Below are 23160 nucleotides of genomic sequence, written 5' to 3'. Positions count from 1 at the left end.
GACAGCGCAGTGAAAAAACTTGCACAGGAAATGGTCGCCCGGGCCCAGGCCGACCCGGACTCCATCGCCGTCATCGACGAACTCGGCAACCACAGCCTCAAGACGGTGGTCGATGCTGCTCGCGAACTGGCCGAACGCATCGCCGCCATCGACGAGGCACCGCCGACCGCACTCATCCAGGCCGACAACACCTGGCAGACCCTGGCCACCGCGCTGGCCGTCGGGATGCGGGGCGGTCTGGTCGCCGTGTTCAGCCCGCACGCAACCGAATCCGAGTTCGAGCTGGCACTGGAAGACATCGCACCGGACATCGTTGTCGGTGACCCGGCGTCGCTGGCGCATTGGGGTGTGGACACCGCACGGTTCGAAAACTCCATCCAGGCCTTCGACACCCGTCTGCTGCGTTCGGGCACAAACGGTTTCGGGGACATCGGTCGTTGGCAGGGTGGCACTGCGATCGCGATGACCTCGGGTTCGACCGGACGCCCGAAATGCGTTGTGCAATCGGAAGAGGCCATCCGTTACGCCTGCCAGAGCACGATCGAGACCGTCGGACTCCGGCCGGGTGAGGCCATCGGCGCCTTTGTCCCGCTGTCGTCGGTGGCGGCTTTCTGCTTCGGCATGTACCTACCGGCGTATCTCGGCGGTTCCCTTGTCACGATCGGGAAGTGGTCACCCGCCGCAGCGGTCGACGCGATGGAAACACACCGTGTCGCCTGGACGATGCTGGTCCCGACGATGGCACTGCAACTGTCGGTGACCGAGGGTTCGCAGGGCCGGCTCTCGAACATGCGGGCGCTGACCGTGGGCGGCGGACCCATGAACGAGCGCGCCCTCGAAAACGCCGAGACCACACTGGGAACCGTGTTCCTGCGGGTCTTCGGGATGTCGGAATGCCTGGGACACACCACCCCTGCGCTCGATGATCCCCCAGCGATCCGACTCGGACGCGACGGCCGCCCGTTTCCCGGCACCACGGTGCGGGCCGTCGACACCACCGGTGTCCCGGTGCCCGCCGGCGAGATCGGTGACGCCCAGGTCAAGGGGCCGTCCATGTTCATCGGTTATGCCCGCGGCGGCAGCCCGGTTGCACCCGCGCTGACTCCCGACGGATTCCTGCCCACCGGCGACCTGGTCGAGGTCGGCGACGACGGCACCATCGCGGTGATGGGCCGCCAGAAACAGATCATCATCCGCGGTGGCCGCAACATCGACATCAACGAGATGGAGTCGGCCATCGCCGGACTACCCGGTGTCGTCCAGGTATGTGTGGTCCCGGTCCCCGACGACATGCTCGGCGAGCGCGCGGCCGCACTGGTGGTCACCCAGGGCGAGCAACTCACCCTGGAATCCGCGACGCAGCAGCTCGCGGCCGCCGACTTCCCGAAGTTCAAGTGGCCCGAATACCTCTTCACGGTCGACGATTTGCCCCAGAACCGCGTGGGCAAGCTGTCGCGACCGGATGCGGTGAGTCTGGCCACCGGTCTCGCATCAAAAATTGACCCTAATTCACCTCAGTGAGAGGTAGAGTCAGAAGACACGTGTACATGCCAGACCCCAGGGGGCCCAATGACCACTGATACCGAGGTTCGTCGCGAGAGTCCGCGATCCAAACGAACCCTGATCCTATCGGTGGCGATCGACCAGTTCGGCAAAGTCGGCTACGAACACACCAAATGGGCGTCGATCGCCGACGAAGTAGGTATCGGCCAGACCGCGCTCTACCACTACTTCGAGTCCAAAGCGCACTGCCTGCTGACGATCATGCGCCTCGAGTTGGCCGAGTCGGCCGAACGGTTCACCGCCGCCACCGCAGGCGTGACCGATCCGGTGGAGGCACTGCGCGCGGCGGTTGCGGCATCGCTGGAGGCATCCCCCACCGAGGCCTCCCAGCGCCGAATCCTGCAGAACCACATGGATCTGCTCGCCACCGAGCGCCAGTCCGTCAAAGAAGAGGACGAACGCCTCCGATCGCGTGAACTCGTCGGCAAGATCGAGCACGATTGGACCGAGCTGATCGCCCGGGGCATCAAGTCCGGGGACTTCGTCGATTCAGACCCACATCTGTTGGGCCGCCTCGTGCTCGCCCTGGTCATCAGCATCTGGCGCTGGTATCGGCCCGGCGGCAAGATCACGCTCGACGAGATCACCACGTTGGTCACCGAGGCCGCCGTCCGGGTCGTCAGTAAGTAATCACACCTTCGCTCGGCGCCGTTCTTCGGTCGGCCGAGCGTAATGAACTGAATTCACTTAGGAGATTCGATGTACAACTTGATCCTCATCGCAGCGCGACCGACCGACTGGACGCATGAGCAGTTCATGACGTGGTGGCGGGGCGAACACGCTGAGGTCACCTATCCACTGCCGGGGTTGCTGCGCTGGCAGCACACCGAGCTGCTCGAATCGTTCGGTGGCCGCTCGGAAGGCTGGGATGGCCTGTCCGTCTTGAGCTTTGAATCGCGAGAAGCCCTCGAAACCGCCCTTGCGAGTCCACAGTGGCAGGCCGCCGTCGACCACGTCGGCACCATGGGTGGTCGCCGGATGATGTGGTACGGCGACGAGAAGACGATGGTCCCACTCGCCACCGGCGCGGAATGACCGCCGGAGCATGAGCGCCGGTTGGGCCGAGGCCGGGTGCACACAGGTCACCGATGGCGTGCACCGGATCCCACTGCAGATGCCGCAGGACGGGTTGCGGGCGATCAATGTGTACGCCCTGGAGACCAGCAACGGGCTCGCCCTGATCGACGGTGGCTGGCACCGGGCTTCGACCCACGATGAGCTCTCCGCCGCACTCACCCGGATCGGGCGCACACCGGCGGACATCCACGACGTCTACGTCACCCATGTGCACCGCGATCACTACACCTTTGCCGTAGAACTGCGCCGCCGCCATGGATCTCGGGTTCATCTGGGTCGCGCAGAGGCACCCGGTATCGAGGCGATCGCCCGGCTGGGCAGCAACGTCCCGGAGAGTTCGATCCGCGAGTTGCACCGAGCCGGTGACACGGCCATCGCCGAGCAGGCCTACCGCAGTTCGATCGACGAACCGTTTTTCGCCGGCGATTGGGAACTGCCGGACAACTGGCTCTCCACCGGGCCGATCGACATCCCCGGACATTCCATCGTTGCGGTGCACACTCCCGGACACACTAAGGGCCACCTGATCTTTCACGACATCGATCGAGGTCTCTGTTACACCGGAGACCACGTTCTGCCGACCATCACGCCGTCCATCGGCTTCGAACTCGGCGACTGGGAACTCCCTCTGGGCCGGTATCTGCAGTCGCTGACAATGCTCCTCGACCACCCCGAGAGCACCATGGCGCCCGCGCACGGACCGGTCGGCAGCGACGTACACGCCCGCTGCCTGGAACTGCTGGCCCATCATGATCGCCGACTCGAGCAGACCCGCAGTGCCGTAATCGAATTGGGTCCGAGCACTGGCCTCCGGGTCGCCCGGGCACTGACCTGGACGCGTCGCGACCGCAGATTCGCCGAGCTGGATTCGTTCAATCAGATGGTCGCCACATGCGAGACCCTCGCCCATCTCGACGTACTGGTCGACCGCGATCTGCTGACGGTGACCACCGACAACGGTGTGGATCTCTTCAGCGGTTGCTGATTCTCACCATAGTCATCCCCTACAGCGATGCCCGAGGGAAATATTCCCTCGGGCATCACCATTCGGGACGATTGTGGTGAGGTCAGTCAGCGGTCCAGCCGCCGTCGACGTACATTTCCGAACCGGTCACGTAGGTCGAGTCATCGCCGGCCAGGAACGCCACCATCGCAGCCACCTCCGACGCCCGGCCCAGCCGCCCCATCGGGGTGTGGGCGACCATCGACCGGTACCGATCGCTGCCCGCGTAGCGATCCAGCAGGGGCTGCGTCTCGATGAACCCGGGGTGCAGGGAGTTCACCCGCACCCCTTTTGTGGCCCAGTGCAGCGCAGCGTTTTTCGTCATCGTCCGCACGGCCCCCTTGGCGGCCGCATAGGCGAAGCTGTTACCCAGTCCGCCGACGCTGCCGAGAATCGAGCAGATGTTGACGATCGAGCCGCCACCGCTCTGCTCGATGGCCGCGCCGGCATGCTTCATCCCCAGCCAGGTACCGGTCTGGCTGACCGCGATGACCCGGTTGTATCGCTCGAGGTCCTCATCGACCACGGTCTCCAGGCTGCCGATGGCGCCGTTGTTCACCAGGGCGTCGATGCGCCCGTATCGCCCGCGGACGGATTCGACGACGCTCTGCCACTGCGATTCCTGGGTGATGTCGAGAGCGAGGGGCTGGTGCCGATCGGGTTGCTCCTGAGAAGAAACCAACGCCTCGCATGCCTGTCCGTCCACATCGGTGACCACCACATGGGCGCCCTCCGCGGCCAGTCGGGCGACGATCTCGATGCCGATCCCGCCGGTGGCCCCCGTCACGAGGACGACCTTGTCGAGCAGTCGGGTATTCATCGAAGTCATGGTCCCTGAATCCTTTTGGCTCACAGTTTGCCCGCCCGTCTACAGCTTGCTCAGCACGTTACGTCCACCGAAGAGCATCGCGATCGCAACACCCACGGTGGTCACCGCCGTCATCAGCAGTGCCATCGCAGCGACCAGTGGGTACGAACCGTTCTGCCACATGTCATAGAGCAGGGTGCCCATCACCTGGGTGGTCGATGCCCGGACGAGCAGTGAGGCGGCGAACTCATGGGTGAGCAGGATGAACATCAACGCAACGGCACTGAGGATCGTGGGACGCATGAGCGGCAACATGATTCGCAGAGTGGTCACCATCGGCGAGGCACCACTGGTGGCCGACGCCTCGGTGTAGGTGTTGCCCAGCGCCAGCATCGATGTCATCTGCATGCGGACCGCGAACGGCAGCATCAGCACGATGTAGACCAGGATGATCACCGTCCGGGTGCCGTACAGGATGAACGGCGGCTCGGTGTACACCATCAGGAAGCCGACACCGAAGATCACCGCCGGGATACCGAGTGGCAGGGCCGTCATCAGATCTGCGATCAGGCCGAGGATCTTGAACCGGCGTCCTCGCACAAGGAGATTCGCGATCAGATAGCCGATCGGGATACAGACGGCCACGGCCCCGATCGATGTCACGACACTGGTGATGACCGATTCCACGATCGCGTTGGTCTCGAAGAGTTCTCGGTAGTTGGCCAGCGTGAACAGATCCCAGCTCAGCGAACCCGACCAATACGGAGTCAGGGAGACGATGATCAGGCCGATCAGCGGCAGCACCAACGCGAACAGCGAGAAGATCGCGATCGTGGCAGCGGCCCACCTTCCGCCTCCGGTGGGATTGACGAAAGACTTTCCACCGTGGGTCACGAACCGTGACTGGTTGCCCAGCAGCCCCTTCTGGATCAGGACCACCGCGAGGCCGAAGATCACCAGGGGTGACCCGGCTGCCGCAGCGGCGGCGAAGTCAGAGGGTGATTGCGAGACCCGCAGGTACATCTCGGTGGTCAGCACCTTCACGCCGCTGTTCTGGCCGAGCATCAACGGTCCGGTGAACTGTCCCAGCCCGAGCAGCAACGCAATACCGCCGCCATAGATGAGCGATGGGCGCAACAGTGGGAGAACGACTTTGAAGAAGATCCCGGCCGTCGACGAGCCGCTGGTCTGCGCTGCCTCGAGATGTTCGGAACTGATGTTCTGCATCCCCGAGCTGACGAACAGGTAGACGAACGACGTGAGTCCGAAGCCGGTGAGGATGATGATCCACGGCACGCTGTACACATCGACGGGCCCTGATTCGAGATCGCTCCACCACGGAAGTTTCCGGAGCAGCACGTTGAGGTAGCCGGGCCCGGGCGAGAGCAGAAATGCCCAGCCGACGATGTTGGCGACCGCTGGCATCACGATCGGCAGGATCGGGATGACCTTGAGCCAGGCCAGTTTCTGCGGAAGGCGACTGGCCGCGTACGCCAGCAGCGTGCCGAGCACCATCGCGATCACCAGCGAGCCGACGGCCAGCGCTCCCGTGGTCCAGAGCGTCTTCGCGATGTCATAACGACCGTATTGGGTCTTGTACCCCGCGGCACCGTCTTCGAAGGCCAGGATCTGCAACCGGACCATCGGAAGCACGACGAGGTACGCCAGCACCGCCAGGATCACGAAGTATCCGATCCGGGCCCGCCAGTGGGAAGGGATCGTGAAAGATCGCGCGGGTGCCGCTGCGGTGACAGTTGTCATGACGGCATGCTCCCGCTGCCCACCGCGACCAGGCCGGGGTCGGCTGCCGAGGAACCGGTCGGATCACCATAGACCCGCAGACTGTCCGGTGAGAAGCTGATGACCATCGGCGCACCGGCCGTTGTCTGACGCAGCCGAGCTCCGTGATCAGAAGCCCTGGCCCGCAACGACAGCTGCTCGGTTCCGGTCTTGACCATCACATCGAAGTACCGGCCACCGTATTCGTGATCGACCAACTCTGCGTGCAGTGCGACATTGCCGGCCGGCACATCGGAGAGCGACCCGTGCAGGAAGACGTCGTCCGGCCGGAACCTGGCGACCGCACTCTGACCCTCGTCGGCCCGGTCGCGCACCACGGCGCCGCTCAGATCGATGATGTCACCGGCGCTGGTGATCCAGCCATCGTGACCCCGTTTGAGTTCGAGCCGGTTACCCATCCCGATGAACGCGGCCACGTACTCCGAGGCCGGCTTCTCGAAGACGTGTTCCGGGGCGTCGTACTGTTCGATCTTGCCCGACTTCATGATCGCCAGCCGGTCACCGAGCGCAAACGCCTCCGCCTGATCGTGGGTGACGAAAACCGCTGTGAAACCCAGCTTCCGGTGTAGCTGGTGAATTTGTGAGCGCACCTGGTCTCGCAACCGGGCATCGAGGTTGCTGAGCGGTTCGTCGAACAACACCAGGTCGGGCTGGGCCACCAGCCCACGGGCCACCGCGACGCGTTGCTGCTGGCCACCGCTGAGCTGGGAGGGGTACCGATCGAGCAGCGTCCCACAATCGACCATGTCGGCTGCGGCCTCGACCGCACCCTCCGAGATCGCCTGCTTCAGCTTGCGGACCTTGAGGGGGTACTTGATGTTCTCGCGGACCGTCATGTGCGGCCACAGCGCGTAAGACTGGAACACCATGCCGATATTGCGCTTGTGCGCAGGAACATTGAGCTTGGCGGCGGAATCGAAGACCATCTTGTCCCCGAACGCGATCGACCCATCTTGTGGGGTCTCGAGTCCGGCCAGACAGCGCAGCGTGGTGGTCTTGCCACATCCGCTGGGTCCGAGCAGGACCAGGAACTCGCCCTCCTCGATGTCGAGGTCGAGTTCATCGACGACCACATTCGTTCCGTAGGTCTTTTTCAGACCCGAAACCTTGAATTGAGAGGTCATTTCGCGACTCCTTCTGTCGAGATCTTCGGTGTCCGGACGCCCGCTGCCTGACCACCGTCGATGATCAGGTCGGTTCCGGTGATGTATGCGCTGTCGTCGGTGGCGAGGAAGCGGATCGACTTCGCCACTTCTTCGGACGAGCCCCGCCGCTGCATCGGAATGCTGCGGACGTAGGCCACGGTGTCATCGGCGGCAAAGTCCGGAACCGAGGTGATCTCCGTTTCGATGCTGCCCGGGCAGACCGCGTTGACCCGGATGCCCCGGTCGGCGAGCTCCAGTGCCGCAACCTTTGTCAGTGCGCGCACACCCATCTTCGCGGCCCCGTATGCACCGAGTTCCGCGGTGGCCAGGACGCCGCGCAGTGAGGCCAGGTTGACGATCGAACCGCCGGCGGTCATCGCCTCGGCCGCGGCCTTGATTCCGAGGAAGGTACCGACCAGGTTCAGGTCGATCATCTTCCGGAACCCGTCCAGCGACGTCTGTTCGAGTGGCGCCTTGATTGCCGCACCGGCACTGTTGACCAGGACGTTGAGCACATGACCACTCGCCGCCATGGCCGATGTGACTGCCGCCCAGTCACTTTCATCGGTCACATCGAGATGGAGGTAGTGAGCATTCGGCCCCAGCGCATCCGCCCGGGCCTGCCCCGCTGCGTCATCGACATCGGTGAGGTACACCGTCGCACCCTGCGCCGCAAACAGTTCGGCGCTCGCGCCACCGATTCCGCCGGACGCGCCGGTCACCAATACGTTGATTCCGCGCAGCGAAGCTGCCGTGTCATCCATCTTCGTCGTACCTTTCGGGTTCGTGTCCGCAGGGCGTCAGCTCTGAAAGAGCTTCGACCACTCCTGGGAGTACTGATCAACCTTTTCCGGGGTGAGATCGCCGGTCTCGGGAGAAGCGATGTCCTGCGCCCGGGCAACAGCGCCCGGGATGTCGGGGAGAACCGCGGCATAGCCGTCATTCAAGGCGGTCTGGCCTTCCACGGTCACCAAGAAGTCTGCGAGCACCTGGGCCGCGTTCGGATGCGGGGCAGCCTTGAGAACCTGTGTGTACCAGGGCGTTCCCCAGGGTTTGGCCGGCAGGGCCCAGTCGACCGGCGCGCCGGCTTTCACCTCGGTCACCAGGGGCTGAACCGAAGGACTGACCACCACCTCACCCGAGGTCAGCGCCTGGGCGACACCGAGTGCGCTGGGGTAGACGCGGGGATTCAGGGCCGCGAGCTGCTTCCAGTAGTCCTCGCCGTAGTTGGTGGCGAAGAAGCGGTACATGTCGACGTACGAGGCGATTCCGGTCGGGTTGACGATGCCGATCTTGCCCTTGTATGCGGGATCGATGATGTCGTCGGGAGTGCTCAACCCATTCGGTACCGCGATGGTGTTCCACCCCATCGAGAAGACCGCGGCGCTGGTGAGGAAGAACCGATTGTTGATGACACTGCGTTCGGGTTCGAGCGCCGGCGCCCGGAGAGCGGGTCCGAGGAGTTCCGCGGAGTACGCACCCGATTCGGCGGCGGTGTTGATCCACGACGCGTCGGTGAGCATGTGGACATCGGCGGTGCCTTTGCCCGTCTTGCTCTCGGTCTCGACCCGGGGGTTGATCTCCGGGTCGGTGCCACGCACGAACTCCATGGTGATCTCGGGGTATTTCGCCTCGAAAGCCACCTTGAGCGCTTCGAGGTTCGCGGGCTTCTGGCTGGAGTAGAGCATCACGCTGCCCTCGTCGTTGGCCGCCGCCACGACGTCGTCCCAACTTCCGTCGACGGCTGCGTTCGATGAACCCGACGAGCCACCGCACGCGACGGTGCCGAGCAACGCAAAGACTGTGGCCGCGGCCCCGATTGCCTTGGAAAGGGTGTTCATGTTCCTGGTCCCTTCGGGCTCGACGACGAGCCCTGAACGTGCGTGGGAGTTCGGGATCCGCATACATCTTCCCTGAACTGATTTCAGTTTGAAAGTTACTGTTCGTCGGCTGTGGTGTCAATCACTTTCGGACAATTGAACTGAATTTGTTTTCACTTCTGGGTGCAGTGGCGATCCCACGCTCCGAGCAGGCCCACCCGATCCGCTGATCAGGAAGCCGTGGCGGCCGCGGTCAGCCCGAAGACCAGGGCCGATGCGATGCCGCCGGCATACGCTTCGTGCCACAGACCACCGGTATCCGATCCGGCCGCAAGCAGGCCCGGTATCGGAACGCCCGCTGTGTCCAGGACTCGCGCCTGGTCGTCGATCAAAATCCCGTGGAAGGGAAAAGTGACGGCCGGGACCGTCTCGATGACGTAGTACGGACCCTCCGCGAGCGGTTCGCGATCCCGCTCCCGCCCGGGCGTCAGGTCCTGACCGCCCTCGGCGGCGCGATTGAACTCGGTGATCGCCGCAGCTATGGCGACACCGTCGTAGCCCCACTCCTCGGGCAGGTACTCGAGCTCTTCGAGCTCTTCGGCCATACCCACCCGGCCGCCGCGCTTGCCGGCCAACTCGAATTTGTCGAGAGCAACGGCTCCCTCGACGTAGGACGCCAGCATCCAGTCCCGGTGCACTCGCGCATCGGCGATCAGCAGTCCGCGACTCTCCGGCTGGTCCAGAAGGGCCATCGTCGTCAGATGATCGCCGAGTGTCTCATCCACGAAACGCTTGCCGTCGAGGTTGAACAGCAACGCGTGTTCGCTGTAGTAGAGCGACATGTCGACGAAATCGGCCGGGTCCGCGAGTTGCACGCCGCTCGGGATCAGGTGGCCGTAAAAGCCGACATTGTCCGGCCCCGCACCTGCACCGACCGCCATCGCCAGTCGATACCCGGCACCAGAGCTGTTCGGGTTCGACCGCAACTGCATCTTCCCGGCATCGGGATGGACGTGCTGGGCGAGTAGCTCTTTGTCGCCCTGGAAACCACCGGTGGCCAGCAGTGTGTACGCAGCCGAGATCTCCCGCGACTCACCGGGACCCGTTCGCACGCGGGCACCGGTCACGACGCCATCGACGGTGACAAGACTGTCGGTTTCCGTACGGAGCAAGACCTCACCACCGGCATCGAGGACGATCCGGCGGCAGGTGTCGATGTAGTGGTTGGTGTCGAATTTGTGGCCCTGCCCCCCGAAACTCAGGATTCGCTGGGCGTCGTCGACATCGATTCCGACCGAGCGGATCCAGTCCACCCCGCCCGGAAAGCGGTCGACCAGAGCGCGCTTGAGCGCCTCGTCTCCACGCGGATTCTCGGCGTCCATCACCTCATGGGTGGGAGCAGTCCAGGCATAGCCGGCGAACCGTGCCGAGCCGCCGACGTCGCCGCCGACCTCCAGTAGACAGACCTTCTTGCCGCTCGACGCGGCTTTGGCGCCTGCGGTCAGTCCGGCCATGCCGGCACCGACAACCAGGAGGTCAAAGGCTTCGTTGGACATAAATTCCTCACTTCGGACGGGCCGGAAGCCGGCCGTTCGCACAGCCCCGCGGCCACCCTCGCCGGGCCGCACGAGACCAACTGCGCAAAACAGAACTGATATCGGTTCAATTAGATTTTCACGAACCGTAAGCGGTGTCAATCACCAGTCCATCAGAGGCGAGGTCCATTGCATACAACGCTTGCATTGTGTGGCGCGTCACTTTAGGGTGAATTGAATTAACTTCAGCTTCTGGAAAGAGGACGCCCCGAAATGAATCGCAAATTCATCCGCGCCACGGTCGCGGTCGCCGCGGCTGCCCTGACGCTGACCGCGTGCGGCAACAGCTCATCGGGTACCTCCGAACCCGTCTCCGGTTCCTGGGACGAGGTCGTCGCCGCGGCCAACAAAGAAGGCAAGGTCACGATCTACTCGACGCAGGCCGCCCCTCGGCTCGCAGCGCTCGAGACCGCATTCGAGGCCGAATACCGGGACATCGACCTGGAGATCGTTCGCGGTGTCGACGCCGACCTGCTGTCGAAGATCGACGCCGAGAGCCGCTCCGGGAAGGGGATCGGAGACCTCGCGGTCATCACGGACGTGTCGTGGATGAATGCGAACGAAGAGAGTGACGCCGCGGTTCCGCTGGTGGGGCCGAGCTTCGACAACCCCGACTACAACCGCGAGAGCAGCATCATCGCCGACCGATACTTCCTCGAAGGCGCGGTGCTCCTCGGATTCGGCTGGAACACCGGCCTGCTGCCCGGTGGCGTCTCCACACCGCAGGACATGCTGGATCCGGCCCTCAAGGGAAAGATCGGCATCGTCAACCCGGCGACATCGCCCACCTACCTGGACTACTACGCCCACACCGAGAAGTACTACGGCGGGCGTGGAATCTTGGAGCAACTGGCAGAACAGAATCCGCGGATGTACCCCAGCAACCAGCCACTCGCGCAGGCGATCGCCTCGGGTGAGATCAGCGCCGGACTGATGGCCGACCCGATGCTGCCGAACAAGGAGGCCGGCGCACCGGTCGAATGGGCTGCAGGCGAACATATCTGGGGTGCCAAGTGGTACGGGCTCGCGCTGGGCACCGCACCGCATCCGAATGCCGCGCAGGTCCTGGCCGACTTCATGGTCACCGCAGCAGGCCAGGCGGCCACCTCCGTCGGATACAGCTCGGTCCTACCGGACATCGAGGGATCCCTTGCACTGGCACAGGAACTCCCCGACCAGAACACCGACGTCACCTCCGGCGAAGGCGCCGACAAGTATCGCGACGAGCTCGAGCAAGTCTTCAACTGACAGACCTCCGGCCCGTGTGCCGCCGTTGACTGGCCGCACGCGGGCTTTGTCGTCCCGCGACCTTCGTCGCCGGACGTATGACCCCCAACCGAAAGGCAAAAGATGACCGACAATCAGTTCGCCGGCAAAATCGCCGTGGTGACCGGCGCCGGATCCGGCATCGGTGCGGCAACCGCCAAGGCACTCGCCGACCGCGGGGCCCGCGCCGTCTACCTCTGCGATGTGAACGCCGCCGCCGCGGAGGCGGTCGCAGCCGAGATCGAAGTCGGGCAGGCCATCGGACTCGACGTCAGCGATTCGGATGCGGTGGCAACCGCTTTCGCGGCCATCATTGCCGACCAGGGCCGCATCGACGTCGTTGTCCATGCCGCAGGCGTCGATGACCCCAAGAGCAAACAGCGCATGTACGACGCCGCCGAAAAGGGCGAACCGATCGACATCCTCGCGCATCTCGAGGACGACGACTGGCGCCGGGTCATGTCGATCAACCTCGACGGCACCTTCTTCGTCCTGCGCGAGGCGGTACGCGCCATGAAGCCGGCCGGGAGTGGCGCCATCGTGACGATCGGATCGTCGTCCGGGTTCGACACCCTCATCGGCTACCCGCATTACAGTGCGTCCAAGGCGGGTGTGCACGCCCTGAGTCAATCCGTGGCGAAGGAGGTGGCCCCCTTCGGGATTCGGGTCAACACCGTCGCACCGGGCCCGGTGGACACCGGTATGGCGGCCCGCACCCCGGCGCACCTGCGCGAGGCGATGGCCGGCAGCGGTGCCCGCGGGTACGCCTCCCCCCAGGAACTGGCCGACAACATCCTGTATCTGGCATCCGATGCCGCCGTCAACCTCGTGGGCGTCGTCCTACTGAGCAACGGTGGCCGGTTCACGGTCTGAGAACCGCTGTGCAATAACTGTGTTCACGCCCCTCACGGCGTCTTCGGTTCGATCAGCACCCGCGTCCGCGGTTCTGTCACCAGGTACTCCGTGAGGAGCGTGCGCAGCCGGTACTCCGGTACCGTGAGCCGCTCGGTCTCCTGCGACCGATATTCCGACCAGTCCTTGAACATGCAGTATTCGACAAAGGTGTCGGAGGCATCCGCCGGCGTGGCCAGGGTCCATCGCCTGGCACCGAGTCGCAGGCGCGAGCGCCGCAGCTCGTCCATCGCCGCGACGAATCCGCTCGCGCCTTCCGGGACCACCCGGTAGGTGGTCTCGATGATCACCCATTTGCCCTCATGCCCGGGTGGTGGAGCAACCGGAGCCGGAGCCTGGGCGAGATCCGGTGTGATCTGGTCGCTGGGCATGATCCCGCGCCGCACGACCTCAACCGCGGATACAGCCATCATCAACGCCGACAACAGGATTGCCCAGTGCAGGCCGACAACGTCGGCGAGGACACCCCACAACACCGAACCCACGGCCTGACTGCCCTGGAACATCAGCATGATGAACGCGATCACCCGCGCCTTGATCCACGGCGGGACGGCCGCGTGGGTGGCGATCATCCAGGTGCTCTGCACGCCCACCCACGCCGCCCCGACCACCACCAGCAGGACGAACATGACGCTGAACCAGGGCACCATCGCCATCCCGGCGAGCACAACCGCATAGGCCCCCGAACCGAGTGCCACAAAGTGATTCCAGCTCAATCGCGCCCGTACGGGCATCAGGGCGACGGTACCGAGCACGGCGCCGACCCCGATCGCTCCGGACAGCACCCCGAACTCGAATGTGCTCACCTGGAGACGCTCGTGCGCCACGATCGGAAGCAGGCCCCACAGACAACTCGCCGGTATGCCGAACATGGTCAGACGCAACAACAATCGTCGCGTCCACCGGCTGTGCCGGATGAACCGCAGGCTGCCACCGACGGCTGCGGTCACGGGTTGATGCGTGGCGGCCCGGCCGATGTCACCGGGAACGTTCCATGCCGAGATCCCGACGCACAGCGCGAAAAGGACGGCGATGAGTGCAAACGCCCAGGTCGCACCGAACCCGGCGAGCACTGCGCCACCGACAACCGGCCCGACCGCCCGCGCGCCGTTGAACACCGCGCCGTCGATGGCCGGGACCACCATCAACATGTCTCGACTGACGATGTGCGGCAACAATGCCTGCCACACGATGGCAACCGAGGCCAGGCCCGCGCCGGCGATGAACACCGCGCTCATCAGAACCGGCGTGCCGGCCATGCCGAGTTGCTGCAGAACAGACAGCAGGATCGACGCCGCCAGCAGAGCCAGTGAGGTCCCGACGAGAAGTGCCCGATGGCTGACGAATTCGGTGAGCGCACCGAGCGGCAGGGCCAGCAAGAAGAACGGCAGGCTGGCAGCGAACTGCACCAGAGACACCGTTGCCGCCGATTCCCCGGCTTCGGCGAGCGTCCACTGCACGGCCAGCACCAGAATCCACACGCCCACACTTGCGCTCAGCGAGAAGCCGAGCATATTTCGCAACCGCCGCACCCGCAGTGGCGCAACAAGGCTCATCGTCTGAGCGTTGCTCATCATGTTCCAACTCCGTTGATCGGTCTGTAGTTGAACTTAGTTCAGTTGATACCGAGTGTGTGCTACTTTCGGGCAAATACCCAAACTGAACTCACCTTTGTTTACCGGGTAGTGCTTCCCACTCATCGGAGGTTCGTCATCACCACCGCCAACCGTGTCGTATGCCTCGCCTCGGCACCCACCGGAGCCCTCACCGCAGAGCACTTCACGATCGCGGAAGCAGACGTTCCACAGCTCATGCCGGGACAGGTCCTCGTGCAAAACAGCTGGCTGTCGATCGATCCGTCGATCCGAATCCGGCTGGGCAGCAACGCGCCGGCCGGATACCTACCCCCGTTGCGCGCCGGTGATCCCCTCGCGGGGTTGGCACTGGGCGTGGTGGTCGAGTCCCGCAGCCCCGACTTCACCGTCGGCGACCTGGTCTCCCATATGCACGGCTACCGGGACTACGCGGCCGTCGATGCGGGCGCCGAGGGCGCGCTCGGTGGCGCGGGCGCGCTGACCACGATCCACACCGGAGGCCTTGAGCCACAATGGTTCCTCGGGCCGCTCGGCAGCTCCGGCCTGACCGCGTACGTCGGGCTGTTCGAGATCCTAGAACTGACACCGGACGACACGCTGTGGGTGTCCGCGGCCGCCGGGGCCGTCGGGAGTATCGCGGTGCAACTGGCCAGGCTCCGCGGGGCCAGGGTTGTCGCGTCCGCAGGCGGTGCCGACAAGGTCCGCCACCTCACCACCGACCTCGGTGCGGATCGAGCGTTCGACTACCGCAGCGGCGACCTCCGCACACTGCTGTCCGAGGCCGCACCCGACGGGTTCGATGCATACTTCGACAACGTCGGAGGTGACCATCTCGCTGCGGCGCTCGATGTGCTACGTGAGAACGGTCGCATCGCCATCTGCGGCGCCGTGTCGACATATGACCGCAGCAGCCCGCTGCCCGGTCCGTCAAACCTGTTTCAGATCACCGCAAAAAGCCTGCGCCTGCAGGGCTTTCGCGCCGGCTCCTTCAACCACCTCTCGGACACGATCCGCACTGAGATCGGGCAGCACCTCGCCGACGGCACCATGCATCACCAGGAATCGGTGTATCACGGCCTGGATCAGGCACCTGCCGCGCTGGTCGCAATGTTGAACGGCCACACCAGGGGAAAGACGTTGTGCCGCCTGGACTGAGGCCCAGCAGCAGCGAAGCCGCCGCCAGGGTCCGGTTCACGAAAACCTGACCGCGGCGACGGCAATTCGCCGATCTCAACCCACAAACATCTTCTCCCACTGCTCCTGATACTTGGCGATACTCTCCGGCGTCAACGCGGACGTATCGGGGAACGGAATATCCTGCGCCCGGCCAACGGATCCCGGAATACCAGAAAGCACGCTGCCATAGCCCTTCGACAGTGCTTCCTGTCCTTTGCTGCTGACCAAGAAGTTCGCCAGTACCTGTGCGGCATTGGGGTGTGGCGCCGATGCCAGAACGTGGGAGTACCACGGTGTCCCCCACGCCGGGTCCGGAAGCACCCAGTCGACCGGCGCCCCGGCCTCCATCTCACGAACCAACGGTTGCACCATCGGCGTGGCGACGATCTCGCCTGAGCTCAACGCCTGCGCGATACCGAGCGAGCTGGGGTAGACACGCGGATCAAGGGCCGCCAACTCTTCATTGAACGTACCGTCACCCCAACGCTTCTCGAAGAACTGATATTCATCCACAACAGCAGCGAAGCCAGAGGGGTTGACTACGCCGATCCGACCGCGCAGAGCTGGATCGAGTAGATCATCCGGGGACTGCAGACCTTGCGGAAGTTCGTTGGCATTCCACCCCAGCGCCATGATCGCCGCGCTGGTCAAGAAGAACTTGTCGTTCAGTACGCTGCCCTCGCGGTCGTAGTCCGGATCGTCGAACGCCGGTCCGACGATGTCCACCGAGTACGCACCGGAATCGGCCACTGCGGCCGCCCACGCCGGGTCGGACAGCATGTGCACGTCAGCAGTGCCCTTCCCGGTTCTCACCTCTGCCTCGACGCGCGGATTCGTCTCTACGTCCGTGCCGCGGGTGAATTCGAGCTTGATCGCTGGATACTCCTGCGCGAAAGCCACTTTCAGCGCCTCTAGATTCTCCGGGTGTTGCGTGGAATACAGGTGGACGACACCTTCCTCCTCAGCGGCGGTGACCACATCCTCCCAGTTACCCTCGACTGGCCCGGACGCGGACTCCTCGCCTCCGCATGCGGCGGAAATCAAGAGAACGCTGACAATGCCGACCGCACGTGTTGCCCTGGCAAACGAATTCAAAAAAGACCTCCAGAATGGCGCGACAGCATCAATTGCCTGCCGCGTGGGGGGGAATATCAGGACCGGTAACTCAAACTGATATCAGTTCAGTTAACTTAGACCGCTTGGATGGTGATGTCAATCACTCACTTCTGATTGCTGCTCTCGACGGCGAAATGGCCGCCTCGAGGACGTCAACGCGGGTGGTACAGCGTGACCTCGCTGGCCTTGATCACCAGGTAGACGTCGTCGTCGGCGACCAGGTCGAGTTCGGCCACAGCGGCCCACGTGATCGCCGCGGCGACCGTCTGGGCACCCACGCCGGTATCGACGCGGGCCAGATCACCTTGCGGAACGATCCGTGTGACAACCGCTTTGACCACGTTGCGTGGGCTGCCGGTCGGCGGTGTCCGATAGATCGCGACCGCGGTCGGTGAAAACGCGGCCATGACCGGATCACCGACGGTCAGCGGGGTATCGGCCATCCCGGTGATGTGGAAGGCCCCTGCATCGAGCGCATCTCCATCCCACTGTCCGGCAACAAGATCGAGACCCGCCAATTGTGCCGCGAACTGATTTGCCGGGCTGGTGAGCAGCTCACGCACGGGACCACGGTCGACGATCCTGCCCTCCCCCAGGATGATCGCCGAGTCGGCCAGAGTGACCGCATCGGCGATGTCGTGGGTGACCAACATGGTCGTGCGCGCACGGTCTGCGAGGATGCCACGCATCAGCACCCGGATACGATGGGCCACATCGACATCGAGTGCGCTGAACGGTTCGTCGAGCAACAGGAGCTCCGGATCGGCCGCCAATGCCCGGGCCAGTGACACCCGCTGCGCCTGCCCACCCGACAGTTGTGCCGGTTTGCGATCCGCCAGGTCCATCGCGTCCACTGCTTCGAGCCATCGATCGGTCAGCGATCGCACCTGCGCGCGGGGCAGTCGGGCCGCCGCCGGAGCGAAGGCAACATTCTGCCGGACCGTCATATGTGGAAAGAGCATGCCCTGCTGCGAGAGCATCGCAACACCCCGCTTGTGCGGCGGTACAAATACTTTCGGACCGACGAGTTCACGCTTTCCGATGGTCATCGTTCCGGCAGAGGGTTTGATCAGACCCGCCAACAGATTCATGAACGTGCTCTTGCCGGCGCCATTCGGGCCCAGGACCGCCACCGTCGTCCCGGCCGGAACTGTCACCTGCAGGTCCAGAAACGGAACCCCACTGTGCAATTCGGCGACCAGATCCCCACTCATATCGCCACCGTCCGACGAGAATCGCGCAGATGCACCGCGATGACCACCAGCAAGGCCACCAGTACGAGCACCATCGACAGCGGCAGAGCCTGTTCGGGTTCGTTGATCGATTCCACGTAGATCGCCAAGGGCGCGGTCTGGGTGACTCCTTGCAGGTTGCCCGCGAACGTGATCGTTGCGCCGAACTCACCGAGCGCCCGCGCAAAAGCCAGCACCATTCCCGAGAGCAATGCCGGAAACACCAGCGGCATGGTCACTTTCCACAGAGTATGTGTCGGCGATGCCCCCAATGTGGCCGCCACCTGTTCATACCGATTGCCGACGCTGCGCAAGGCGCCTTCGAGGCTGATCACCAGGAAGGGCAGCGCCACGAAGGTCTGAGCGAGAATGACCGCTGTTGTCGAGAACGCGATGTCGATGCCGATCGCCACCAGATGTTCGCCGATCAGACCGAATTTGCCGAAGGCGTAGATCAATCCGATTCCGCCGACCACCGGCGGCAGCACCAGCGGCAAGAGCACCACCGAGCGCAGCAGGCGAAAAACCATACCGGTACGCCGGGCGAAGACGATCGCCATCGGCACGCCCAGCACGATGCACAACATGGTGCTGATCGTCGCAGTCCGAAGGCTCAGCAACAGTGCGTCCCGCGAGGCATCCGAGCTGATGTTGCCCCAGAATTCGCTCCACGGCGTGTTCACCGCCAGTGCGATCGGCGGCAGCACCACCAAGACCACCCCGATCACGGCCGGAATGTACAGCCAGGCCGGAACCGACTTCAGTCCAGTGCTTTTCACTTTGCCGGACCGAAGCCAATCGATTGCAACAACGCGGCACCCCGGGCACCGAGCACCATGTCGACGAATTTCCGGGACGCTTGCTTGTTCTCGCTCGCAGCAACAACACCGATCGGGTATGCGTTGACCACCGAGGCGAAGGCAGGATCGGACACTGCGGTCACCGTCTCACCCGCCCCGGTCGCGTCGGTGATGTACACCAGCCCCGCATCGGCCTGCCTGGTCTGCACTTTGGTGAGCACACCGGTCACCGCGGTCTCCTCACTGACCGGCTCGATGTCCACGCCGGAGTTCTCCTCGACCTTCGCGGTCGCGACGCCGCAAGGCACCGCAGCGGCGCAGATCACGGTGCTGACATCGGATCTGGTGAGATCTGCCAGGCCCTGAATGTTCTTCGGATTGCCCGGTTGGGTGACGATGGTGAGGACGTTGGTGGCGAATATCTGTGGATCGTTCACGGCGTCACCGAGTTTCGCCATGCTCGTCTCGTCGGCGGTGGCGATCACCTCCGCGGGGGCACCCTGCCGGATCTGGGTGACAAGCGCCTGGGACCCGTCGAAGTTGAACCGCACCTCGATGGTCGGGTTGTCCTGCGAGAACTGCTCGGCCAGGGCGGTGAAACCGTTCTTGAGTGACGCCGCGGCGAAGACCGTGAGCGTGACCTGGTCCGCACCTCCCCCACCGGGGCCACTCGTCGGGTTGTCATCGTCGTCCGACGAACACCCGGCCATCAGCACTGTCGCCGACAACAGGAGGGCAAGCCCGGTGACGTTTCGCGACTTCATTCGACGGGCCGCGTTTCGACGATGACATTGGTCGCCTTGACCACGGCGGTCGCCACCGAACCGGGTTTGAGATCGAGTTCGCGCACCGCATCGGTACTCATCAAGGAGGTCACCTCGAACGGTCCGCACTGCATCGTCACCTGGCTCATCACCGGATCGGACCTCACCTCGGTCACCAGACCGACAAAGCGGTTGCGGGCCGACCGCGAGACCGGCGCGTCGGGGGAGGACAGCACCGGCGCCCGTTCCCTGGCGAGCTTTGCCAACTCTGCCCCGTCCACCACTTGGCGGCCACTCGCGTCGGTATGCGCGGACAGTTCGTCTGCAGCGATCAACCGGCGGACGGTGTCGTCACTGATCCCCAGGAGTTCGGCGGCGTCCCGAATTCGGAGGTCGGTCATCCACTCATGATTCGTCCGATCCTGCGGTTCTGTCAAGGCAATCCATCCGCGTATGCGGAGCTATCGTCTCGCGATGAGTTTTCGTCCGCACCCTGGTCTATGCCTGTGAAGCTTTCGATTTGACCGCCCAGAGGAGACCACAGCCATGCCGACCATCGATTCCCGACCCGACGGCGTCCCCGTCTGGTTCGACCTGTCCAGCTCAGAGCCCGTCGCGGCCGCGAAGTTCTACGGACAACTGTTCGGCTGGGAGTGCACCGAACCGGACGAGCAGTTCGGCGGGTACGCGAACTTCACCTACAAAGACAAACTCATCGCCGGGATCGGCCCGAAGATGGCACCCGGCACACCCGACTTCTGGGGGATGTACTTCCAGACCTCCGACATCAACGCCTCGACCAAGAAGGTCACCGAAGCCGGTGGGAGCATCCTCGTCGAGCCGATGGAGATCCCCGAGCTGGGGACGATGGCCATCGCCACGGACCGCGGGAGCAACCCGGAGACGGCGCCCGGACTCAATCCCCATGGAGCGGTTTTCGGATTCTGGGAACCTCGATCGCACAAGGGTTTCGAGCTTCAGATGGAAGCCGGAGCACCCTGCTACTTCGAACTGCAGAGCACCGACTTTCCGGCCGCCGTCGACTTCTACCACGAGGTCCTGGGCAATACCGTGGTCACGGTCAGCGACACCGACGACTTCCGGTACAGCCAACTCGCGCTCTCAGATCAGGGCCCCGGCGAAGGTCACGCCGGGATCATGGACGCCTCGAAGTACCTGCCACCGGAGCTCCCCTCACACTGGTCCATCTACATCGGCGTCGAGGATGCCGACGCGTCGGCGGCCAAGGCCACCGAACTCGGAGGCACCGTCATCCAGGCCCCGGAAGACACCCCGTACGGACGGCTCGCCTCGATCGGCGACCCCTGGGGCGCGATGATCAAACTGCATCAGGTCCTCGAATCCTGATCGGGCCGTCGGAATTTCTTCGTCCACGACGACATGAACATATGGGGATCACGTCCGGCCTTGACTTCATGTGCGCTTGAAGTCGGAAGATCGGCATCGACACCTTGCCAACAACCATCAGGGAGAATCCCAGTGTCAGTCCTTGGCAGTAAAACCACGGCGGGCGGCAATAAATCCACTGGCCTTGTGTCGGACCACGTCGCTACCGTTACGACTATGACTTCCGCCACAGCAACCGACTACGCGATCGAGGCCATCGATCTGGTCAAAGAGTTCGACGGCGTCCGGGCCGTCGATGGGGTGAGCTTCAATGTCCCACCGGGTTCGGTCATGGGCCTGCTCGGTCCCAACGGCGCCGGAAAAACCACGATCGTGCGCATGATGACCACCCTGAGCACGCCGACCTCGGGCACGGCCAGGATTGCGGGGTACGACGTCGGTGAACATCCTGACCTGGTCCGCAGCAGCATGGGATTGACCGGGCAGGCCGCCACCGTCGACGAACTGCTGACCGGCCGCGAAAATCTCTGGATGATCGGCAGCCTCTACGGTCTGCCTCGCAAACAGGTCCGGCGCTCCGGCGACGAGTTGCTCGAGCAGTTCTCACTCAGCGATGCGGCCGATCGGGTGGTCAAGACCTACTCGGGCGGCATGCGCCGACGACTCGACCTCGCGGTCAGTCTGTTGGCGTCGCCGCCGGTGCTGTTCCTCGACGAACCGACCACCGGCCTCGATCCCAGAAGCCGCCAGGAACTCTGGGACGTTCTGCTCTCGCTGGTGCAGCAGGGCACCACCTTGCTTCTCACCACGCAGTACCTCGAAGAGGCCGATCAACTCGCCCGGGACATCGTCGTCATCGACAAGGGCAAGATCATCGCAGCCGGCACGCCGCTGCAGCTCAAGGAGCAGGCGGGTAACGCCAGCCTGGTGCTCACCGTCTCGAGAACCGATGACCTGGCAGAGGCGACACGTCTTCTGCGCGAGAACAGCGGAGAAGTGTTCGTGGACGAATCGGCCAGACAACTGACCGCGGCTGCCAACGGGATCGCCGATCTGACCAAGATCGCCGGGATCTTCGAACGCAGCGAAATCGAGGTCGACGACATCGGACTGACCCGCCCCAGCCTCGATGATGTCTTCCTCTCACTCACCGGGCATCGCGCAGAAGATGCCGACACCGAGGAGACCAACTCATGACCACCACTGCCGCCGGTACGGCCGCCAAGCAGGCCACCCGCGAATTCACCCGAGGCCGCCCCGACCTACTGAGGGAATCGCTGGTGATGGTGCGGCGCAACCTGATCCACACCAAACGGCAGCCCGAGATGCTCTCGGATGTGACGGTTCAGCCGATCATGTTCGTCTTGCTGTTCGCGTACGTCTTCGGGGCATCGATCAATCCCGGTTCGGGTTTCGACTACAAGGAGTGGTTGCTACCCGGGATCATGGGCCAGACGATCGCGTTCTCCGCTTTCATTGTGGCGCTTGGTCTCACAAACGATTTGGAGAAGGGCATCATCGACCGGTTCCGGTCGCTGCCGATGTCGAGATCATCGGTGCTGGTCGGCCGATCGGTGGCCGCACTGATCCACTCATCGATCGGCATCGTGGTCATGGCTGTCACCGGCCTGCTGATCGGCTGGGGTATCAACGAGGGATTCCTCAAGGCGGTCCTGGCATTTGCCCTGGTATTGCTGTTCGGTTTCTCGATGATCTGGTTCGGGATCCTCATCGGGTCGATCATGCGGTCACCCGAGGCGGTCAACGGCGTGATGTTCACTCTGTTGTTCCCGATCACGTTCCTGTCCAACGCGTTCGTTCCGACCGCACCGATGCCGTCGTGGTTGCGGACCATCGCCGAGTGGAATCCCATCTCCGCGCTGGTACAGGCCATGCGGGAACTGTGGGGCAATGGTCCGACCGCTCCGGCCGGGGCGCCCTGGCCACTTCAGAATCCCGAACTTGCCACGATTCTGTGGTCGGTGGCATTGACCCTGATCTTTGCCCCGTTCGCCCTGATCGCGTACCACAAGCGCACCACCGACTGACCCATCCAGACCGAACCCAGCCGTCGAGCGTGCCGAAATCACCGTTGACCGTGCCGATAATGCAGTTGCACA

General features: G+C 63.9%; 22 protein-coding genes. 10 read left to right on the top strand and 12 right to left on the bottom strand.

Annotated features, from left to right (window positions below; genetic code table 11):
- The first annotated feature begins 9 nt into the window (after positions 1-9).
- The 4 genes from AC51GT_RS13915 to AC51GT_RS13900 all read left to right on the top strand — a co-directional run bounded on the left by AC51GT_RS13915 (position 10) and on the right by AC51GT_RS13900 (position 3625).
- Positions 10-1521: a class I adenylate-forming enzyme family protein gene (locus tag AC51GT_RS13915; protein ID WP_496329151.1), complete on the top strand. Its 1512-nt coding sequence runs from the start codon at positions 10-12 to the stop codon at positions 1519-1521.
- 48 nt (positions 1522-1569) lie between these two features.
- A complete protein-coding gene (locus tag AC51GT_RS13910) occupies positions 1570-2193 on the top strand; it encodes a TetR/AcrR family transcriptional regulator (protein WP_496322594.1) in 624 nt (207 codons plus the stop codon).
- Positions 2194-2262: 69 nt separating this feature from the next.
- Positions 2263-2598, top strand: coding sequence for an EthD family reductase (locus tag AC51GT_RS13905; RefSeq protein ID WP_496322593.1), 336 nt, complete (start codon positions 2263-2265; stop codon positions 2596-2598).
- 10 nt (positions 2599-2608) lie between these two features.
- Entirely contained in the window at positions 2609-3625 is a 1017-nt protein-coding gene (locus tag AC51GT_RS13900) for an MBL fold metallo-hydrolase (protein ID WP_496329150.1), read from the top strand.
- 82 nt (positions 3626-3707) lie between these two features.
- Here AC51GT_RS13900 and AC51GT_RS13895 read toward each other — a convergent pair whose 3' ends face one another.
- The 6 genes from AC51GT_RS13895 to AC51GT_RS13870 form a co-directional block, all read right to left on the bottom strand.
- Entirely contained in the window at positions 3708-4472 is a 765-nt protein-coding gene (locus AC51GT_RS13895; protein WP_496329149.1) for an SDR family NAD(P)-dependent oxidoreductase, read from the bottom strand.
- Between the two features lie 39 nt (positions 4473-4511).
- Entirely contained in the window at positions 4512-6212 is a 1701-nt protein-coding gene (locus tag AC51GT_RS13890) for an ABC transporter permease (RefSeq protein WP_496322590.1), read from the bottom strand.
- On the bottom strand, positions 6209-7375 hold the full coding sequence (locus AC51GT_RS13885; RefSeq protein ID WP_496329148.1) for an ABC transporter ATP-binding protein: 1167 nt from the start codon (positions 7373-7375) through the stop codon (positions 6209-6211). The genes AC51GT_RS13890 and AC51GT_RS13885 overlap by 4 nt, the downstream gene beginning before the upstream one ends.
- Positions 7372-8160 (bottom strand): SDR family NAD(P)-dependent oxidoreductase, encoded by a 789-nt coding sequence (locus AC51GT_RS13880; RefSeq protein ID WP_496329147.1) that lies wholly within the window; start codon positions 8158-8160, stop codon positions 7372-7374. Before AC51GT_RS13880 ends, AC51GT_RS13885 begins: the two co-directional genes overlap by 4 nt.
- 36 nt (positions 8161-8196) lie before the next feature.
- Positions 8197-9237 (bottom strand): ABC transporter substrate-binding protein, encoded by a 1041-nt coding sequence (locus AC51GT_RS13875; RefSeq protein ID WP_496329146.1) that lies wholly within the window; start codon positions 9235-9237, stop codon positions 8197-8199.
- Positions 9238-9446: 209 nt separating this feature from the next.
- A complete protein-coding gene (locus AC51GT_RS13870) occupies positions 9447-10772 on the bottom strand; it encodes an FAD-dependent oxidoreductase (protein ID WP_496329145.1) in 1326 nt (441 codons plus the stop codon).
- Between the two features lie 252 nt (positions 10773-11024).
- Between AC51GT_RS13870 and AC51GT_RS13865 the strand changes: the two genes are divergently transcribed.
- Positions 11025-12059: an ABC transporter substrate-binding protein gene (locus AC51GT_RS13865; RefSeq protein ID WP_496322585.1), complete on the top strand. Its 1035-nt coding sequence runs from the start codon at positions 11025-11027 to the stop codon at positions 12057-12059.
- A gap of 102 nt (positions 12060-12161) precedes the next feature.
- Positions 12162-12950 (top strand): SDR family NAD(P)-dependent oxidoreductase, encoded by a 789-nt coding sequence (locus AC51GT_RS13860; protein WP_496329144.1) that lies wholly within the window; start codon positions 12162-12164, stop codon positions 12948-12950.
- Between the two features lie 32 nt (positions 12951-12982).
- On the opposite strand, the gene AC51GT_RS13855 is transcribed toward AC51GT_RS13860, so the two are convergent.
- Positions 12983-14566, bottom strand: a complete 1584-nt coding sequence (locus AC51GT_RS13855; RefSeq protein WP_496329143.1) for an MFS transporter — start codon at positions 14564-14566, stop codon at positions 12983-12985.
- 108 nt (positions 14567-14674) lie between these two features.
- On the opposite strand from AC51GT_RS13855, the gene AC51GT_RS13850 reads away from it, so the two are divergent.
- Positions 14675-15739 (top strand): NADP-dependent oxidoreductase, encoded by a 1065-nt coding sequence (locus tag AC51GT_RS13850; RefSeq protein ID WP_496329142.1) that lies wholly within the window; start codon positions 14675-14677, stop codon positions 15737-15739.
- A gap of 75 nt (positions 15740-15814) precedes the next feature.
- Here the strand turns inward: AC51GT_RS13850 and AC51GT_RS13845 are convergent, their stop codons facing one another.
- From AC51GT_RS13845 to AC51GT_RS13825, 5 genes are all read right to left on the bottom strand, one after another.
- The gene (locus AC51GT_RS13845) at positions 15815-16855 is read right to left on the bottom strand and encodes an ABC transporter substrate-binding protein (RefSeq protein WP_496329141.1); all 1041 of its coding nucleotides are present in this window, start codon (positions 16853-16855) and stop codon (positions 15815-15817) included.
- 173 nt (positions 16856-17028) lie between these two features.
- The gene (locus AC51GT_RS13840; protein WP_496329140.1) at positions 17029-18090 is read right to left on the bottom strand and encodes a sulfate/molybdate ABC transporter ATP-binding protein; all 1062 of its coding nucleotides are present in this window, start codon (positions 18088-18090) and stop codon (positions 17029-17031) included.
- On the bottom strand, positions 18087-18887 hold the full coding sequence (locus AC51GT_RS13835; protein ID WP_496329139.1) for an ABC transporter permease: 801 nt from the start codon (positions 18885-18887) through the stop codon (positions 18087-18089). The genes AC51GT_RS13840 and AC51GT_RS13835 overlap by 4 nt, the downstream gene beginning before the upstream one ends.
- Positions 18884-19672: a molybdate ABC transporter substrate-binding protein gene (gene modA, locus AC51GT_RS13830; protein ID WP_496329138.1), complete on the bottom strand. Its 789-nt coding sequence runs from the start codon at positions 19670-19672 to the stop codon at positions 18884-18886. Before modA ends, AC51GT_RS13835 begins: the two co-directional genes overlap by 4 nt.
- Entirely contained in the window at positions 19669-20073 is a 405-nt protein-coding gene (locus tag AC51GT_RS13825) for a TOBE domain-containing protein (protein WP_496329137.1), read from the bottom strand. Before AC51GT_RS13825 ends, modA begins: the two co-directional genes overlap by 4 nt.
- Before the next feature lie 145 nt (positions 20074-20218).
- Here AC51GT_RS13825 and AC51GT_RS13820 point away from each other — a divergent pair, with 145 nt between their 5' ends.
- From AC51GT_RS13820 to AC51GT_RS13810, 3 genes are all read left to right on the top strand, one after another.
- On the top strand, positions 20219-21040 hold the full coding sequence (locus AC51GT_RS13820; RefSeq protein WP_496329136.1) for a VOC family protein: 822 nt from the start codon (positions 20219-20221) through the stop codon (positions 21038-21040).
- A gap of 216 nt (positions 21041-21256) precedes the next feature.
- A complete protein-coding gene (locus AC51GT_RS13815) occupies positions 21257-22237 on the top strand; it encodes an ATP-binding cassette domain-containing protein (protein ID WP_496322575.1) in 981 nt (326 codons plus the stop codon).
- Positions 22234-23088 carry an ABC transporter permease gene (locus AC51GT_RS13810; RefSeq protein ID WP_496322574.1) on the top strand — a complete coding sequence of 285 codons (855 nt, stop codon included), beginning with the start codon at positions 22234-22236 and terminating at the stop codon, positions 23086-23088. Before AC51GT_RS13815 ends, AC51GT_RS13810 begins: the two co-directional genes overlap by 4 nt.
- Positions 23089-23160: the final 72 nt, after the last annotated feature.

The organism is Williamsia sp. z34, assembly GCF_059553395.1.
This window is presented reverse-complemented; position numbering and strand designations above follow the sequence as displayed.